Genomic DNA, 15,440 nt, shown 5'->3' on the forward strand with positions numbered 1-15,440 from the left:
AGTATGGGCGCACGAAGGATCATTGCCACCCCTGGAAACGGCCCGCACCCGCAAGGATTTACGTCACATCGAGGTGGGCGGGGCGGGCCGTTCGGGCTCACAGTGTGCGCGGGCTCGTGCTCACAGGACGCGCGGGCTCGTCCTCACAGGGTGCGCAGGAGCACCGCCGGCTGTTCGACGCAGTCCGCGACATAGCGCAGGAAGCCGCCTGCCGTGCCGCCGTCGCACACCCGGTGGTCGAAGGTGAGCGACAGCTGGACGACCTGGCGCACCGCCAACTCCCCCTGGTGGACCCAGGGTTTGGGGATGATCCGGCCCACGCCGAGCATCGCCGCCTCGGGATGGTTGATGATCGGCGTCGAACCGTCGACGCCGAAGACGCCGTAGTTGTTCAACGTGAACGTGCCGCCGGTGAGTTCCCCGGGCGTGAGCCGGCCGGCCCTCGCCGCGTCCGTGAGGCGGGCGAACTCGGCACTCAGGGACTCGGTGTCGCGTACGTGTGCGTCCTTCACGACGGGGACGACGAGTCCGCGCTCGGTCTGGGCGGCGAACCCGAGGTGCACGGCGTCGAGCTGCACGACCTCCCGGGCCGCCATGTCGACCCGGGAGTTGAGCTCCGGGTAGCGGGCCAGGGCTGCGGTGCAGATGCGGGCGAGCAGGGCGAGTACGGAGATCTTCTCCCCACCGGCCGCGTTCATGGCCACGCGCGCGTGCATGAACTCCGTGGCGTCGGCGTCCACCCAGCAGGTCGCGTCGGGGATCTCGAGGCGGCTGCGGGTGAGCTTGTCGGCCACGGCGCCTCGGAGGCCGCGCAGGGGGACGCGGATGCCGTCGGCGGTCCCGGCCGCCGGGGCCCGGACCGGAGCCGGGGCCGCGACCTCCGCTTCCGCCACGTGGGCCCGCACCTGCACCGAATCCCGCATGGCGCTCTCGACATCGGCCCGCATGATGAGTCCTTCGGGTCCCGACCCGGGCAACTCGCGCAGGTCGACGCCGTGTTCGCGGGCGAGCTTGCGCACGAGGGGGGAGATGACCGGCACGGGTCCGCTCCGCGGCGGCACCTCCGGATCCGGGGCGGACGGGGCCTTGCGGACGAGTGCCACAGGCTCCGCCACGGGGAGGTCGTCCGGTCGGCGGACCCGGCGGCGGCGCGCGGGGGCGGCCGCGGTGCCGTATCCCACCAGGACGTTCCCGGATCCCTCGTCGTCACCCTCCCCCTCGGTCGCTGTGCCCACGGCGACCGTCAGGAGGGGGGAGCCCACGGGCAGTTCGGTGCCCTCCTCGCCGAAGCGGGCGGTGACCACGCCCCCGTAGGGGCACGGGACCTCGACCATCGCCTTGGCGGTCTCCACCTCGACGACCGGCTGGTCCACCGCCACGACGTCGCCGACCTGGACGAGCCAGGTGACGATCGACGCCTCGGTGAGGCCTTCGCCGAGGTCGGGCAGTTTGAACTCGAGGACCTGTGCCATCAGCTGCCCGCCTCCCACTGGAGCCGCGCGACCGCGTCCAGGATCCGGTCCACTCCCGGCAGATGGTGCCGCTCCAGCATCGGCGGCGGATACGGGATGTCGAACCCGGCCACCCGCAGGACCGGCGCCTCCAGGTGGTGGAAGCACCGTTCGGTGACGCGCGCGGCGATCTCACCGCCGGGGCCGCCGAAACCGCCCGACTCGTGCACGACGACCGCCCGCCCGGTGCGGCGCACGGACGCGCTGACCGTCTCGTCGTCGAACGGCACCAGGGAGCGCAGATCGACGACCTCCAGATCCCAGCCCTCGGCCCGCGCCGCCTCCGCCGCCTCCATGCAGACGGGCACCGACGGCCCGTACGTGATGAGGGTGGCGTTGCTGCCGGGCCGGCGGACCACCGCCCGTCCGATGGGTTCGACGTCCGTCGGGTGCTCAGGGTTCCAGGAGTCCTTCGACCAGTACAGCCGCTTGGGTTCGAGGACGATGACGGGGTCGTCGGAGGCGATGGCGGCGCGCATCAGGCCATAGGCGTCGGCGACGGTGGCGGGCGTGACGACATGGAGGCCCGGAGTGGCCATGTAGTAGGCCTCGGAGGAGTCGCTGTGGTGCTCGACTCCTCCGATGCCTCCGCCGTAGGGCACGCGCACGGTGAGGGGCAGCGGCATGGCGCCCCTGGTGCGGTTGCGCATCTTCGCGACGTGCGAGATCAGCTGCTCGAAGCCCGGGTAGGCGAACGCGTCGAACTGCATCTCGACGACGGGCCGCAGGCCGTACATGGCCATGCCCACCGCGGTGCCGAGAATGCCCGCCTCGGCGAGCGGCGTGTCCGTGCAGCGGGCGTCACCGAACTCCTCGGCGAGTCCGTCGGTGACTCGGAAGACGCCGCCCAGCGTGCCGACGTCCTCGCCGAGGACGTGCACGGAGGGGTCGGCGGCCATGGCGTCGCGCAGGGCGCGGCCGAAGGCCTGCGCCATGGTGGCCGGCTTGGCGGCGACAGTGGTCATCGGCCCTCCCCGTCCGCCTCGGCGTCGAGCTCGGCACGCAACTGGGCGGCCTGCTCGCGCAGTTGCGTCGTCTGCTCGGCGTAGACGTCGCGGAAGAGATCCATGGGGTCGAGCACCGGATCCTGGTTCATGCGCTCGCGCAGGTCGGCGGCCATCTTCTCGGCGTCGTCGCGCACGGCCCGTATGCCTTCCTCGTCGAGGAGTCCGCGATGCGTCAGCTCCCGCTCCAGAAGCAGGATCGGGTCGTGGTCGCGCCAGGCGTCGACCTCTGCATCGGCGCGGTAGCGCGTGGCGTCGTCCGCGTTCGTGTGCGCTTCCATGCGGTAGGTGATCGCCTCGACGAGCGTCGGGCCGCCCCCTCCGCGCGCGTGGCGCACGGCTTCGGTGAGGACCTCGTGCACGGCCGCCGCGTCGTTCCCGTCGACGAGGCGACCGGGCATCCCGTATCCGACGGCCTTGTGGGCCAGGGACGGGGCTGCGGTCTGCTTGTCGAGCGGTACGGAGATGGCGAAGCCGTTGTTCTGGACGAGGAAGACGACCGGGGCCTGCCACACCGCCGCGAAGTTCAGCGCCTCGTGGAAGTCGCCCTCGCTGGTGCCCCCGTCGCCGACCATGGCGAGCGCGACCACGTCGTCACCCTTGAGGCGGGCGGCGTGCGCGAGGCCCACGGCGTGCGGCAGCTGCGTCGCGAGCGGCGTGCACAGGGGGGCGACGCGGTGCTCGCGCGGGTCGTACCCGGTGTGCCAGTCGCCCCGCAGCAGGGTCAGTGCCTGTACGGGGTCGAGGCCGCGGGCGACGGCGGCGAGGGTGTCCCGGTAGCTGGGGAAGAGCCAGTCGCGCTCCTCCAGGACGAGGGCGGCCGCTACCTCGCAGGCCTCCTGTCCGGTGCTGGAGGGGTAGACCGCGAGCCGGCCCTGCTTCGTCAGGGCGGTCGCCTGCGCGTTGTACCTGCGGCCGCGCACCACCTCCGCGTACAGCTGGTGCAGGAGCCGGGCGTCGGCCTTGGCCGCGGCGTCGGTGCCGAGAACCCGGAACGGCTCGGCGTCGGGCAGCAGCGGCGCGGGATCCGTGCGCGGCTGCCAGGCGGGCGGCGGGGTGGGCCGGTAGGCGTCCCGCTGCTCCATGACCGTCATGACGGCACCTCCTCGTTGGAAGCGGCTGAGAGACGCGACGGTGTGATGCGCCCCACCTACCGATTGTTCGGTCGTCGGCACATTTTGGCTACAGGCACCTCCAGGCTGTGGACAAACGGTTCTCCACAGCCTGGGATGGACGCAGTACGTCCATGGTAGGGAGGCGGGGGGACATGGCATCTGAACGAATGGCCGACGGCCCGGGCGGCGACCGACCCGAGACTCCGCCCCGCGCGCCCGACAGCGGGCCCGACAGCCGCCCGGGCCCCCCGCCGCGCCCGCCCGAGGGCCGCCCGGGGTACCAGCCTCGCGCGCTGGACGCCATCGACCGCGACATCCTGCAGATGCTCCAGATGGACGGCCGGGCCTCGATACGCTCCGTCGCCGAGCGCGTCCATGTGTCACGGGCCAACGCCTACGCGCGCATCAACCGGCTCATCGACGACGGCGTCATCCGCGGGTTCGGCGCCCGCGTCAACCACGAGCGGGCCGGGCAGGGCGCCTCCGCGTACATCACGCTCAAGATCGTCCAGAACTCCTGGCGCACCGTTCGCGAGCAGCTGCGCCGGCTCCCGGAGGCCTCGCACATCGCGCTGGTCAGCGGCGATTTCGATGTGCTCCTGATGGTGCACACACAGGACAACAGGGCCCTGCGGGAGCTCGTACTCACCAAGCTCCAGGCCATGCCGGAGGTGCTGAGCACGCGGACGCTGCTGGTGTTCGAGGAGGAGGACCTGGAGCCGGACGCCTGACGCGCCCGCGCCCCGGGGCCGTCAGCCCTCCTTGCGCAGCCCTCCGAAGATCAACTGCACGACGGCGTCGGCGACTTCGCGGTCGTCCATGCCCCGGCCGCCCGGCCGGTACCACTCCACGATCGAGTTGATCATGCCGAACACGAGGCGGGTCGCGAGCCGTACCTCGATGTCGCCCCGCACATCACCGTCGGCCGCGGCCGCCTTCAGAAGTTCGGCCACCTGGTGGTCGAACTCCCTGCGGCGCTCCATCGCCCAGCGCTCCGCGTCGGTGTTCCCGCGCACGCGCAGCAGCAGGGTCACGTACGGCAGCTCGGATATCAGGACCTGGACCATGCGCCGGGTGACGTACTCCAGGCGCTCGACGGCACGCCCCACGCACGCGTGCTCCTCGCCGAGGATGCCGAAGAGGCCGTCGAGCGCGCGGCTGACGGCGCGGCGCAGGAGCTCCTCCTTGCCGGCGACGTGGTGGTAGATCGACGACTTGGAGATACCGGCCGCCTTGGAGAGGTGCTCCATCGAGGTGCCGTCGTAGCCTCGCTCGTTGAAGACCTGCACGGCGACGGACAGGAGGGTCTCGGGCGTGTAGGTGTCGCGCCTTGCGGTGGTCATGCGGACCCCTCCCGCTTGTCGGAGGCGTACGAGTGGCGGTAGAGCGCGAGCGAGGGCGCGTATCGGCCGGACGGGTCGCGCAGGTGCAGATCATCGAGGAGGGAGTACGCCCAGTTCTTGCCGAGCTTCCTGCTCCACTCGATGGGCCCCAGAGGGTAGTTGACGCCCAGGCGCATCGCCGTGTCGATGTCCTCCGGTGTGGCCACTCCCTTGGCGACGGCATCGTGCGCCAGGTCGATGAGCCGCGCGACCGTGCGCGCGACGATCATGCCGGGCACGTCCCCGATGACGCTGACGTCCTTGCCGATGGCCTGGAAGAGCCCGGTGGCCTCGCGCAAGGTCTGCGGGGACGCTTCCTGAGAGGTCGCGAGCGCGATACGGGTCGCGGCGCGATAGTCGAACGCGAGATCGAAGTAGACGACGTCCCGGTACTCGACGGACGTCTGGCCGTCCGCGAGGGCGAGCTGACCGCCGCCGGGAAGCACCAGGCGCGTGCCGTTGTCCTCGTCCTCCTCGCGCACCGGGATGCCCGCCTCGCGGATCAGCGCGAGAAGCTCACCGGCAGGCCCCAGGTCGCCTTCGGCGACGACGTACGCGGGCGCCTGGGCGGGCTGCGCGGTGTGCGGCTCGGGGCGGTCCTCACCGTCCGTGTACGCGTACCAGCCGCGGCCCGTCTTGCGGCCGTGCATGCCGGCCTCGACCAGGCGCCTCTGGGCGAGGGACGGCCGGAACTTCACGTCCTGGAAGAAGGCCTCCCACACGGAGCGGGTGACCGCTTCGTTGACGTCCTGTCCGATGAGGTCCGTCAGCTCGAAGGCGCCCATCTTGAAGCCACCGCACTCGCGCAGGACTGCGTCGATGGTGGCGGGCTGAGCACCCTGCTCCTCGTAGACCGCGAACGCCTCGGCGTAGAAGGGGCGGGCGATGCGGTTGACGATGAATCCGGGGGTGTCGGCGCAGACGACGGGGGTCTTGCCCCAGGCGCGGGCCGTCTCGTACGCGCGCGTGGCCGCCGTGACGTCGGTCGCCGCGCCGGAGACCACCTCGACCAGCGGCATCAGGGGCGCGGGGTTGAAGAAGTGCAGGCCGACGAGGCGCCCCGGCAGCCGCAGCGCGCCGCCGACGGCCGTGACGGACAGGGACGAGGTGTTGGTCGCGAGCAGACAGTCGTCCGCGACGATCTTCTCCAGGTCCGTGAACAGCCTCTGCTTCACGTCGAGCCGCTCCAGCACGGCCTCGACGACGAGCGCCGCCCCCGCGAACTCCTCGAGGGACCCGGCGGCGCTCAGACGCGCACGCGCGGCGTCGCGCTCGGCCGCGTCGAGCCTGCCCTTGTCGACCAGGCGGTCCAGGCGTGCGGCGATGGCGTCCGCGGCCTCCAGGGCGCGGCCCGGTACGGCGTCGTAGAGCCGGACGGGGTGGCCGGCGGTCAGGGCGACCTGGGCGATGCCCTGGCCCATGGTGCCGGTGCCCACCACGCCCACAAGGCGTTCGGGGCTGCCGAGCTCGAATGCTGTCATGGTCGCGATCCTCCCGCACGGAACGACGGCCGGGGTCCCGGGGGTCGGGGCGCTGAGGCGGGCGCGAAGTTTTCCACAGGTTCGACGGACCCCCTTGTCCCGACCGATCGTTCGGTTACTCTAACCGTGTCTGCCTGTTCCTGCCCAGCTGTTCCTGCCCAGCTCGCCGGCTCGACGAAGAGCCGCCTCGACGAGGAGTTGGTCCGTCATGGCCGCCAAAGTCACCGCGCACGACCTGATCGCCAAGCACCGGCCCACCCTTGACCAAGCGCTGGAAGCGATCCGCACGCGCGCGTACTGGTCACCGCACCCCGAGCACCCCAAGGCCTACGGAGAGCACGGAAGCCTGAGCATGCCCGAGGGCAAGGCCGCCTTCGACGCGCTCTCCGGCACCCGGATCGATCTCGGCCAGCCCGGCACGGACGACTGGGTGGGCGGCGAAATGTCGCCGTACGGCGTCGAGTTGGGCGTCACCTACCCGCACCCCGACCTGGACGTCCTGCTCCCCGCGATGCGCGCAGGCATGCGCGCGTGGCGCGAGGCCGGCGCCGAGGCGCGGGCCGCCGTATGTCTGGAGATCCTGGCCCGGATCAGCGCGCGTACGCACGAGTTCGCGCACGCCGTGATGCACACCAGCGGCCAGGCCTTCATGATGGCGTTCCAGGCGGGCGGCCCGCACGCGCAGGACCGCGGGCTCGAAGCGGTGGCGTACGCGTACGTCGAGCAGGTGCGCACACCGGACGCGGCGGAGTGGACCAAGCCGCAGGGCAAGCGCGACCCCCTCGTCCTCGGCAAGCAGTTCACGCCGGTCGGGCGCGGCATCGCGCTCCTCATCGGCTGCAACACCTTCCCCACGTGGAACGGATATCCAGGGCTCTTCGCCTCCCTCGCCACCGGCAACCCGGTCCTGGTGAAGCCCCACCCGCGCGCGGTGCTGCCCCTCGCCCTGACCGTCCAGGTCGCCCGCGAGGTCCTCACCGAGTCCGGCTTCGACCCGAATCTGGTCGCGCTGGCCGCCGAGAAGCCCGGCGAAGGCATCGCCAAGACCATCGCCCTGCGCCCCGAAATCAAGATCATCGACTACACGGGTTCGACGGCGTTCGGCGACTGGCTGGAGACGCACGCCCGGCAGGCGCAGGTCTACACGGAGAAGGCCGGCGTCAACACGGTCGTCATCGACTCGACCGACCGCTACAAGGGAATGCTGGCGAACCTCGCGTTCTCCCTGTCCCTGTACAGCGGCCAGATGTGCACCACCCCGCAGAACCTGCTCATCCCGCGCGACGGCATCACCACGGACGAGGGCCCCAAGACGTACGACGAGGTGGTCACCGACATCGCGGCCGCGGTCGGCGGCCTCCTCGGCGACGACGCCCGGGCGAACGCGCTGCTCGGCGCCCTGGTCAACGCGGACGTGAAGTCCCGCCTGGAGGCGGCCGCCGGCCTCGGCGAAGTCGCCCTCGCCTCACGCGAGATCAGCAACCCGGAGTTCCCCGGTGCCGTCGTCCGTACGCCGGCGATCGTCAAGCAGGACGGCGCACGGAAGTTCTGGGACGGCGCCGACTCCGACTCCGCCTACCTCAGCGAGTGCTTCGGCCCGGTCTCCTTCGCCGTCGCCGTCGACTCCACGGCGGACGCGCTGGACCTGCTGCGGCGCACGGTGCGCGACAAGGGCGCGATGACCGTCGGCGCGTACACGACCTCCGACGAGGTCGCCGAAGCCGTCGAGGAGGTCTGCCTCGAAGAGTGCGCCCAGCTGTCCCTCAACCTCACGGGCGGGGTGTACGTGAACCAGACGGCGGCGTTCTCGGACTTCCACGGCTCCGGCGGCAACCCCGCGGCCAACGCGGCGCTGTGCGACGGAGCGTTCGTGGCGAACCGCTTCCGGGTCGTGGAGGTGCGCAAGGAGGCCTGAGGCCTGCGACCGACGTCAGTTCATGCGGCCGGGCGGCCCGCGGGACCGCCCGGCGTGCCGCAGGTGCTCCAGTGGAAGAGCGTCATGCCGACGCTCGTCGCCAGGTTGTAGCTGGATACCTGCGCCCGCATCGGCAGCGACACCAAGTGGTCGGCGCGGGCGCGCAGTTCGGGTGACAGGCCGCTGCGCTCCGAGCCGAAGGCGAGCAGCGCGTCGTCCGGCAGCGCGGTCCCCCGGATGTCCTCGCCCTCCGGATCGAGCGCGTACACGGGCCCCGGCGGCAGCTCCTCCACCGCCAGGCGCTCGACGACCGTCGCGAAGTGCAGGCCGGCGCCACCGCGGACGACGGTCGGGTGCCAGGGGTCGAGGCTGCCGGTCATGACGACGCCCGTCGCCCCGAAGCCCGCGGCGAGCCGGATGACGGCCCCCGCGTTGCCGAGGTTGCGGGGGTTGTCGAGGACGACTACGGGCGCGGTCCTCGGCAGGCGTGCCACGGCGGCCAGGTTCTCCTCCCGGTCCGGCCGCACCGCCAGCGCGGCCACCCCCGTGGGATGCAGACGCGGCACCAGGGCGCGCAGCGTCTCCTCCGGCACCTCCACCAGGAGCCCGTCCAGGGCGTCCCGCACGTCCGGGGCGAGCTCCTCGGCCAGGGCGAGCGCGGCGGCCCGGCCGGTCGCCAGAGCCACGGGCACGCGCGCGCCGAAACGCAGGGCGTGCTTGAGCGCGTGGAACCCGTCGAGGAGCACGGACGTGTCTGCACGGGCGCGCCATTCATCAATGCAGGCGATATCCGCCCTGTTCATGCCGCTCGCCCGTCCACGCTGTTCGCCCTGCTCATGGCGAGAAGCCTACGTGGGCCTGTTCGGGGCTCTCGCCTGCGCGAGGCCCCGGCACCGCAGGAGCAGCGGCCGTACGGGAAAACAGGCCTCCACGCGCGCGTGCCACCCATCCGCCCAGCCGCTTCAGGAACGACGTCGGCAGGAATACGGCATCGGCGGCGATCATCGCGAGCGAGAAGAACGGCAGCCCGAGCAGGACGGCGATCGCCGCGTGCTCGCACATCATGGCGACCAGCAGGACGTTCTTGACGCGCCGGTTGAACAGCGTGAACGGGAAGGCGACCTGCACGGCGACCGTCCCGTACGACACGAGCATCACCATCAGCCCGTGCGAGGCGAGCAGGTCGCCCAGGGCCGGCCAGGGCGAGAAGTAGTCCAGGTGGAGCGGGTAGTAGACCGCCGTCCCGTCCTGCCAGCGACTGCCCTGGATCTTGTACCAGCCGGCGGTCGCGTAGATCAGACACGCCTCCGCCATGATCACGAGAAGAGCGGCGTTGTGCGCGAGGTTCGCGATCACGTCGAGCAGCAGTCGGGGCTCGCCGTACGGGTCCCTCCGGTTCACCGCCCACCAAAGGCCCTGCACGGCCCACAGCCCCCAGAACACGACCAGCCAGCCCCCGCTCACGACCCCCATGAACGTGATCGCGGAGAGCCCGAGCCCCGCGAGCCACCACACCACCGGCCCCACCCGGTCCGGCGGTCCGATGTCGCTCTCGCGCGCGGAGTGCTCACGCGCGCGTGCCGCTCGCCGCGCGTCCAGCGACCAGACCTGACCGCACCGCGTGAACACCAAGTAGATCGACATCAGGTGGATGACGTTGTCGCCGCCGTCGCCCATGAAGATGCTGCGGTTCTGCAGCGAGAGCACTCCGATCATGAACAGGACGGACATGGCCCGGGTGCGCCAGCCCAGCATCAGCAGCGCACTGGTCACGACCGCGGCGGCGTAGACGATCTCGAACCAGACGCGGCCGTCCGACCACATCAGAGCGGTGAAGGCGCCGTTGCCGGCGATGAGCTGCTGCGCCATGTCCCAGCTCCACGGCCCGTCGGGCCCGTACAGCTCGTGGCGGTGGGGGAACTCACGCAGCAGGAAGAGCAGCCAGGTCGCGGAGAACCCGATCCGGATGACGGCGGTCTGGTAGGGGCCGAGGGCGGACCCGGTGACCCGGTCTATGCGGTTCACCGGGCGTCCGTCCCGTCGGTGGCGCCACGCGCGCGCGTGGCGGTGCCGTTACGGCTCTCGCTCTGGCTGTCGCTGTCGAGTGCCCGGTCCGCGACCGTCACCGTCCACCAGGGAACCTCCCGGTAGAGAGGCTTGGAATCCACTTTCTCGTCACTCCACGGGGGCGGCACCACATTGGTGGTCCGCGAGCGGACCTGGACGCGGACGATGGTGGCTCTCTCGCCGGCGGCCTTCAGCGCGTCATCGTGGGAGAGCCGCAGGACGACGATGCGGCGGATGTAGCGCTCGGAGAGCTGGCCGCGCAGACCGTTCGGGCGGTTCTCACTGTCGTGCGCGGACACATAGAAGTCCCAGGCCCGGCGCAGCTCGTTCTGCTGCGTGTGGCTGGGCAGCAGATTCCCGTCGATGTCGGCGCCGTCCTGTGCCGACAGGTCGTACCAACCGGTCGTACGCGTGCCGGCGGCCGTACGTATCTCCGCGCGGGCCTGCACGGCGATGTTCTGCTGGAGCGGGTTGGGCGCGAACAGCTTCCAGTTCTGCTCGAACTCCGGATAGATCCAGCTGTCGACGGCCCTGCCGTACTCCTTGGAGACCGTGTTGGACGGCGCAACGTGCAGAAACACCATCGCGACGTGCACACACGCCCCGAGCGCGATGACGACGAGCGCGCAGGCAGCGACGACCTGGTAGCGGAGGGAGAGGGCCGACAGTCCGATACGGGGTATATCGGGTGGCAGCGGTGGCGCGAGGGGCGGGGACGCGGGATCCGGCTCGGGCACGTGGTTCGGGTCGGGGTCGTGATTCGGGTCGAGTACCTGATTCGGGTCGCGCACCTGATTCGGTGCCGGACTGCGCGAAGGGCCCGGCTCCGGCCCCGGCCCCGGCTGCGGCTCCAGGTCAGAACGCCGGGCGGTCGAGCCCTTGTCGTACGCGTCCATGCCGCCCCGTCTCCCCGAGTTTCCCGATGCCTCCGGTCCGCGCTCGCGCCGAACCGATTCCTCGCCCCGCGGCCCGCTCCCGCCGCCGCACCGGCACGGTACTCAGCCGCGCTCGCGAGGCCCAGAGCCATGGGACTGGCAGTCGGACTTATCCACAGGCCGGACCTCGCAGGGTTGACACCCTACGGCGCCACGTCCCACCATTGAATCCAACGAACCGAACGATCGGTCGGGAGATTCGCTCAAGGTCGAGGGAGACCGGGATGGCGACAGCAGCTGCGCACCAAGCGGCGCGGACACAGGCGGCCCACGCCACGTCCGACGCCACCGGCACCGCCTCGGGCCAAGCCTCGGGCACCGCCGCGTACCAGACAGCGTTCGACACCGCCGTCGCGGCGGAGGAGCGCATCGAGCCCCGCGACTGGATGCCGGACGCCTATCGCGCGACGCTCGTGCGCCAGATCGCGCAGCACGCCCACTCCGAGATCATCGGCATGCAGCCGGAGGCCAACTGGATCACGCGCGCCCCCTCGCTGCGGCGCAAGGCGATCCTGATGGCCAAGGTCCAGGACGAGGCCGGCCACGGCCTGTACCTGTACAGCGCCGCCGAAACGCTCGGCACGGGCCGCGACGAGCTCCTCGACAAGCTGCACAGCGGCCGCCAGAAGTACTCGTCGATCTTCAACTACCCGACGCTGACCTGGGCGGACGTCGGCGCCATCGGCTGGCTCGTGGACGGCGCCGCGATCACGAACCAGGTACCCCTGTGCCGCTGCTCGTACGGGCCGTACGCGCGCGCCATGGTGCGGATCTGCAAGGAGGAGTCCTTCCACCAGCGCCAGGGCTACGAGCTGCTCCTCGCCCTGAGCCGCGGCACCGAGGCCCAGCACGCGATGGCGCAGGACGCCGTCGACCGCTGGTGGTGGCCGTCCCTGATGATGTTCGGCCCTCCGGACGACGAGTCGTCGCACTCCGCGCAGTCGATGGAGTGGAAGATCAAGCGCCATTCCAACGACGAGCTGCGCCAGCGATTCGTCGACATCTGCGTCCCGCAGGCCGAGTCCCTCGGACTCACCCTCCCCGACCCGGACCTCGTGTGGAACGAGGAGCGCGGGCACCACGACTTCGGAGCCATCGACTGGACGGAGTTCTGGGAGGTCCTGAAGGGCAACGGACCGTGCAACGAACAGCGGATCACCCAGCGCAGGCGAGCGCACGACGAAGGTGCCTGGGTCAGGGAAGCTGCCGCGGCCCACGCGGCGAAACACTCCGAGGCGAAACACTCCGGAGCACAAGACTCCGGGGCGAACGGGAAGGCGACGGCATGAGCGACGCGAAGGACTGGCCGCTGTGGGAGGTCTTCGTACGCTCCCGGCGCGGGCTGTCACACACCCACGCGGGAAGCCTGCACGCACCGGACGCCGAGCTCGCCCTGCGCAACGCCCGCGACCTGTACACCCGCCGCGGCGAAGGCGTCTCGATCTGGGTCGTCCCGTCCACCTCGATCACGGCCTCCTCGCCCGACGAGAAAGACCCCTTCTTCGAGCCCTCCGCCGACAAGCCGTACCGGCACCCGACGTTCTACGAGATCCCGGAAGGGGTGAAGCACCTGTGACCACGTCCCTGAACCCCGCCTCGTCCGTCGGCACCGCCACCGCTGCCGCGGCGCTCGCCCTGGGCGACGACGCGCTCGTGCTGTCGCACCGACTGGGGGAGTGGGCCGGACACGCCCCGGTCCTCGAAGAAGAAGTCGCCCTGGCCAACATCGCGCTCGACCTCCTCGGCCAGGCCCGGGTCCTGCTCTCCCTCGTCGGTGACGAGGACGAGCTGGCGTACCTGCGCGAGGAACGGGCTTTCCGTAACGTCCAGTTGGTCGAACAGCCCAACGGCGACTTCGCCCACACCATCGCCCGCCAGCTGTACTTCTCCACGTACCAGCGCCTCCTGTACGGCCACCTGGCCGCGACCGACGGACCGCTCGCCGGCCTCGCCGCCAAGGCGGTCAAGGAAGTCGCATACCACCAGGACCACGCCGAACAGTGGACCGTACGCCTCGGGGACGGCACCGCCGAAAGCCACGACCGGATGCAGCTGGCCTGCGACGCACTCTGGCGTCACACCGGCGAGATGTTCCAGCCCGTGGACGGAATCGGCATCGACTGGCCCGAGATGGAGGCCGGTTGGACCGCATCGGTCACTGCCGTCCTGGACCGGGCGACCCTGACCGTCCCCGAGGGACCACGGACCGGAGCCTGGAGCGCCGGAGCGGGCCGCCAGGGCCTGCACACGGAGCCGTTCGGACGGATGCTCGCCGAGATGCAGCACCTCCACCGCAGCCACCCGGGGGCGTCATGGTGACCAAAGCCCCCGAGGCCTCCCCTCAGGACACCGCCGACCGACCGGAGACGCCGCTCGAAGCTGAGCTGCGCCGCCTCGCCGGCTCCGTGCCCGACCCCGAACTGCCCGTTCTCACCCTGGAAGAGCTCGGCGTGCTCCGCGCCGTCCACTGCCTCACTCCAGGCAGCGTCGAGGTGGAGCTGACCCCCACCTACACCGGCTGCCCCGCCGTCGAGGCCATGTCCACGGACATCGAGCGCATCCTGCACGAGCGCGGGATACCGGACGTCACCGTCCGTCGGGTGCTCGCACCGGCCTGGACCACGGACGACATCACGGACGAGGGCCGCCGCAAGCTCCGGGAGTTCGGCATAGCGCCACCCCGCGCCGTCCTCAAGGACCAGGAACCGGTGCCCCTCACCCTGGGCCCCACGCGCACCACCACACCCACGCGCTCAGCCGCCGCCGCGCTCCTCGGCGCCCCCGAGGCAGGCGACTCGCCCCTGTGCTGCCCGCACTGCGGATCCACGGACACCGAACTGCTGAGCCGCTTCTCCTCCACCGCCTGCAAGGCCCTGCGACGCTGCCTCGCCTGCCGCGAACCCTTCGACCACTTCAAGGAGTTGTGATGGCCCGCTTCCACCAGCTCCGCGTAGCGGCGGTCGACCGGCTCACCGACGACTCCGTGGCCCTCACCTTCGAGGTCCCCGGATCCCTTCGTGAGGAATTCCGCCATGCGCCGGGCCAGCACCTCGCCCTGCGCCGGCCGGCCGACGACAGCGAGATCCGACGCACGTACTCGATCTGCTCACCCGCACCAGGCCCCGAAGGCCCCCGCACGCTCCGCGTCGGCGTCCGCCTCGTCGAAGGCGGCTCCTTCTCGACCTACGCCCTCAAGGAGATCGCCGTCGGCGACGCCCTGGAGGTCATGACCCCCGCCGGCCGCTTCATCCTCGAACCCACCCCCGGGCTCTACGCCGCCGTGGTCGGCGGCAGCGGCATCACCCCGGTCCTGTCGATCGCGGCCACCCTGCTCGCCCGCGAACCGCACGCCCGGTTCTGCCTCATCCGCAGCGATCGCACCGCCGCCTCGACGATGTTCCTGGACGAGGTGGCCGACCTGAAGGACCGCTACCCCGACCGGTTCCAGCTGGTCACGGTCCTGTCCCGGGAGGAGCAGCAGGCCGGCCTCGACTCCGGCCGCCTCGACCAGGAGCGCCTGACGACCCTCCTGCCCGCGCTGCTCCCCGTGGACGACGTAGCCGGCTGGTACCTGTGCGGTCCCTTCGGACTCGTACAGGAAGCAGAGCGCACACTGCGCGCCCTCGGCGTACGAAGAGCCCGCATCCACGAGGAGATCTTCCACGTCGACGACGGAGCGGCACCCGCGCGCCCCGCACCGGCCCTCGCGCACTCCACGGTCACCGCCCAGCTCGACGGCCGCTCCGGCACCTGGCCCGTCGACGACGGCGAATCACTCCTGGAGGCCGTGCTGCGCAACCGCCCCGACGCTCCGTACGCCTGCAAGGGCGGCGTCTGCGGGACCTGCCGCGCGTTCCTCATCTCGGGCGAGGTGCGTATGGACCGGAACTTCGCACTCGAACCCGAGGAGACCGACGCAGGCTACGTACTCGCCTGCCAGTCCCACCCGGCCACGGAGACGGTGGAACTGGACTTCGACCGCTGACGCTGATCCCTGGCCTCTGGCCTCTGGCCTCTGGCTGCTCGAGCC

At 71.2% G+C, this 15,440-nt stretch carries 15 protein-coding genes; 7 read left to right on the forward strand and 8 right to left on the reverse strand.

Features of this window, described 5'->3' with window-relative positions; genetic code table 11:
* Nucleotides 1–143: 143 nt before the first annotated feature.
* Genes ACZ67T_RS09505 through pdhA form a run of 3 tightly spaced genes read right to left on the reverse strand, consistent with a single transcriptional unit; the run spans nucleotide 144 to nucleotide 3,609 of the window.
* Complete coding sequence (locus ACZ67T_RS09505; protein WP_469982769.1) at nucleotides 144–1,472, reverse strand: dihydrolipoamide acetyltransferase family protein; 1,329 nt, start codon at nucleotides 1,470–1,472, stop codon at nucleotides 144–146.
* A complete protein-coding gene (locus tag ACZ67T_RS09510; protein WP_469982770.1) occupies nucleotides 1,472–2,476 on the reverse strand; it encodes an alpha-ketoacid dehydrogenase subunit beta in 1,005 nt (334 codons plus the stop codon). Before ACZ67T_RS09510 ends, ACZ67T_RS09505 begins: the two co-directional genes overlap by 1 nt.
* Nucleotides 2,473–3,609 carry a pyruvate dehydrogenase (acetyl-transferring) E1 component subunit alpha gene (pdhA, locus tag ACZ67T_RS09515; protein WP_469982772.1) on the reverse strand — a complete coding sequence of 379 codons (1,137 nt, stop codon included), beginning with the start codon at nucleotides 3,607–3,609 and terminating at the stop codon, nucleotides 2,473–2,475. The genes ACZ67T_RS09510 and pdhA overlap by 4 nt, the downstream gene beginning before the upstream one ends.
* Nucleotides 3,610–3,782: 173 nt before the next feature.
* Here pdhA and ACZ67T_RS09520 point away from each other — a divergent pair, with 173 nt between their 5' ends.
* Complete coding sequence (locus tag ACZ67T_RS09520; RefSeq protein ID WP_469982774.1) at nucleotides 3,783–4,361, forward strand: Lrp/AsnC family transcriptional regulator; 579 nt, start codon at nucleotides 3,783–3,785, stop codon at nucleotides 4,359–4,361.
* Between the two features lie 21 nt (nucleotides 4,362–4,382).
* On the opposite strand, the gene ACZ67T_RS09525 is transcribed toward ACZ67T_RS09520, so the two are convergent.
* Entirely contained in the window at nucleotides 4,383–4,973 is a 591-nt protein-coding gene (locus ACZ67T_RS09525) for a TetR/AcrR family transcriptional regulator (RefSeq protein ID WP_406105311.1), read from the reverse strand.
* Complete coding sequence (locus ACZ67T_RS09530; protein ID WP_469982776.1) at nucleotides 4,970–6,493, reverse strand: 3-hydroxyacyl-CoA dehydrogenase; 1,524 nt, start codon at nucleotides 6,491–6,493, stop codon at nucleotides 4,970–4,972. The genes ACZ67T_RS09525 and ACZ67T_RS09530 overlap by 4 nt, the downstream gene beginning before the upstream one ends.
* Nucleotides 6,494–6,701: 208 nt before the next feature.
* On the opposite strand from ACZ67T_RS09530, the gene paaN reads away from it, so the two are divergent.
* Nucleotides 6,702–8,408: a phenylacetic acid degradation protein PaaN gene (gene paaN / locus ACZ67T_RS09535; protein ID WP_469982777.1), complete on the forward strand. Its 1,707-nt coding sequence runs from the start codon at nucleotides 6,702–6,704 to the stop codon at nucleotides 8,406–8,408.
* Between the two features lie 20 nt (nucleotides 8,409–8,428).
* Here paaN and ACZ67T_RS09540 read toward each other — a convergent pair whose 3' ends face one another.
* The 3 genes from ACZ67T_RS09540 to ACZ67T_RS09550 are packed head-to-tail and all read right to left on the reverse strand — an operon-like array spanning nucleotide 8,429 to nucleotide 11,371.
* The gene (locus ACZ67T_RS09540) at nucleotides 8,429–9,211 is read right to left on the reverse strand and encodes a TrmH family RNA methyltransferase (protein ID WP_469982779.1); all 783 of its coding nucleotides are present in this window, start codon (nucleotides 9,209–9,211) and stop codon (nucleotides 8,429–8,431) included.
* A gap of 31 nt (nucleotides 9,212–9,242) precedes the next feature.
* The gene (locus ACZ67T_RS09545; protein ID WP_469982780.1) at nucleotides 9,243–10,433 is read right to left on the reverse strand and encodes an HTTM domain-containing protein; all 1,191 of its coding nucleotides are present in this window, start codon (nucleotides 10,431–10,433) and stop codon (nucleotides 9,243–9,245) included.
* Entirely contained in the window at nucleotides 10,430–11,371 is a 942-nt protein-coding gene (locus ACZ67T_RS09550; RefSeq protein ID WP_469982782.1) for a DUF5819 family protein, read from the reverse strand. The genes ACZ67T_RS09545 and ACZ67T_RS09550 overlap by 4 nt, the downstream gene beginning before the upstream one ends.
* Nucleotides 11,372–11,634: 263 nt before the next feature.
* On the opposite strand from ACZ67T_RS09550, the gene paaA reads away from it, so the two are divergent.
* Genes paaA through ACZ67T_RS09575 form a run of 5 tightly spaced genes read left to right on the forward strand, consistent with a single transcriptional unit; the run spans nucleotide 11,635 to nucleotide 15,395 of the window.
* On the forward strand, nucleotides 11,635–12,699 hold the full coding sequence (gene paaA, locus ACZ67T_RS09555) for a 1,2-phenylacetyl-CoA epoxidase subunit PaaA (protein WP_469982783.1): 1,065 nt from the start codon (nucleotides 11,635–11,637) through the stop codon (nucleotides 12,697–12,699).
* Entirely contained in the window at nucleotides 12,696–12,986 is a 291-nt protein-coding gene (paaB, locus tag ACZ67T_RS09560; protein ID WP_227296143.1) for a 1,2-phenylacetyl-CoA epoxidase subunit PaaB, read from the forward strand. Before paaA ends, paaB begins: the two co-directional genes overlap by 4 nt.
* Nucleotides 12,983–13,729 (forward strand): 1,2-phenylacetyl-CoA epoxidase subunit PaaC, encoded by a 747-nt coding sequence (gene paaC / locus ACZ67T_RS09565; protein ID WP_469982785.1) that lies wholly within the window; start codon nucleotides 12,983–12,985, stop codon nucleotides 13,727–13,729. The genes paaB and paaC overlap by 4 nt, the downstream gene beginning before the upstream one ends.
* Nucleotides 13,723–14,337, forward strand: a complete 615-nt coding sequence (gene paaD / locus ACZ67T_RS09570) for a 1,2-phenylacetyl-CoA epoxidase subunit PaaD (protein ID WP_469982786.1) — start codon at nucleotides 13,723–13,725, stop codon at nucleotides 14,335–14,337. Before paaC ends, paaD begins: the two co-directional genes overlap by 7 nt.
* The gene (locus ACZ67T_RS09575; protein ID WP_469982788.1) at nucleotides 14,337–15,395 is read left to right on the forward strand and encodes a 2Fe-2S iron-sulfur cluster-binding protein; all 1,059 of its coding nucleotides are present in this window, start codon (nucleotides 14,337–14,339) and stop codon (nucleotides 15,393–15,395) included. Before paaD ends, ACZ67T_RS09575 begins: the two co-directional genes overlap by 1 nt.
* Nucleotides 15,396–15,440 lie beyond the last annotated feature (45 nt).

It is taken from the genome of Streptomyces sp. NPDC107517 (assembly GCF_055582645.1).

Coding starts and splice junctions, on each gene's coding strand:
- ACZ67T_RS09505 (WP_469982769.1), bottom strand. CDS start 1,472: ATGGCACAGGTCCTCGAGTTCAAACTGCCCGACCTCGGCGAAGGCCTC.
- ACZ67T_RS09510 (WP_469982770.1), bottom strand. CDS start 2,476: ATGACCACTGTCGCCGCCAAGCCGGCCACCATGGCGCAGGCCTTCGGC.
- pdhA (WP_469982772.1), bottom strand. CDS start 3,609: ATGACGGTCATGGAGCAGCGGGACGCCTACCGGCCCACCCCGCCGCCC.
- ACZ67T_RS09520 (WP_469982774.1), top strand. CDS start 3,783: ATGGCATCTGAACGAATGGCCGACGGCCCGGGCGGCGACCGACCCGAG.
- ACZ67T_RS09525 (WP_406105311.1), bottom strand. CDS start 4,973: ATGACCACCGCAAGGCGCGACACCTACACGCCCGAGACCCTCCTGTCC.
- ACZ67T_RS09530 (WP_469982776.1), bottom strand. CDS start 6,493: ATGACAGCATTCGAGCTCGGCAGCCCCGAACGCCTTGTGGGCGTGGTG.
- paaN (WP_469982777.1), top strand. CDS start 6,702: ATGGCCGCCAAAGTCACCGCGCACGACCTGATCGCCAAGCACCGGCCC.
- ACZ67T_RS09540 (WP_469982779.1), bottom strand. CDS start 9,211: ATGAACAGGGCGGATATCGCCTGCATTGATGAATGGCGCGCCCGTGCA.
- ACZ67T_RS09550 (WP_469982782.1), bottom strand. CDS start 11,371: ATGGACGCGTACGACAAGGGCTCGACCGCCCGGCGTTCTGACCTGGAG.
- paaA (WP_469982783.1), top strand. CDS start 11,635: ATGGCGACAGCAGCTGCGCACCAAGCGGCGCGGACACAGGCGGCCCAC.
- paaB (WP_227296143.1), top strand. CDS start 12,696: ATGAGCGACGCGAAGGACTGGCCGCTGTGGGAGGTCTTCGTACGCTCC.
- paaD (WP_469982786.1), top strand. CDS start 13,723: ATGGTGACCAAAGCCCCCGAGGCCTCCCCTCAGGACACCGCCGACCGA.
- ACZ67T_RS09575 (WP_469982788.1), top strand. CDS start 14,337: ATGGCCCGCTTCCACCAGCTCCGCGTAGCGGCGGTCGACCGGCTCACC.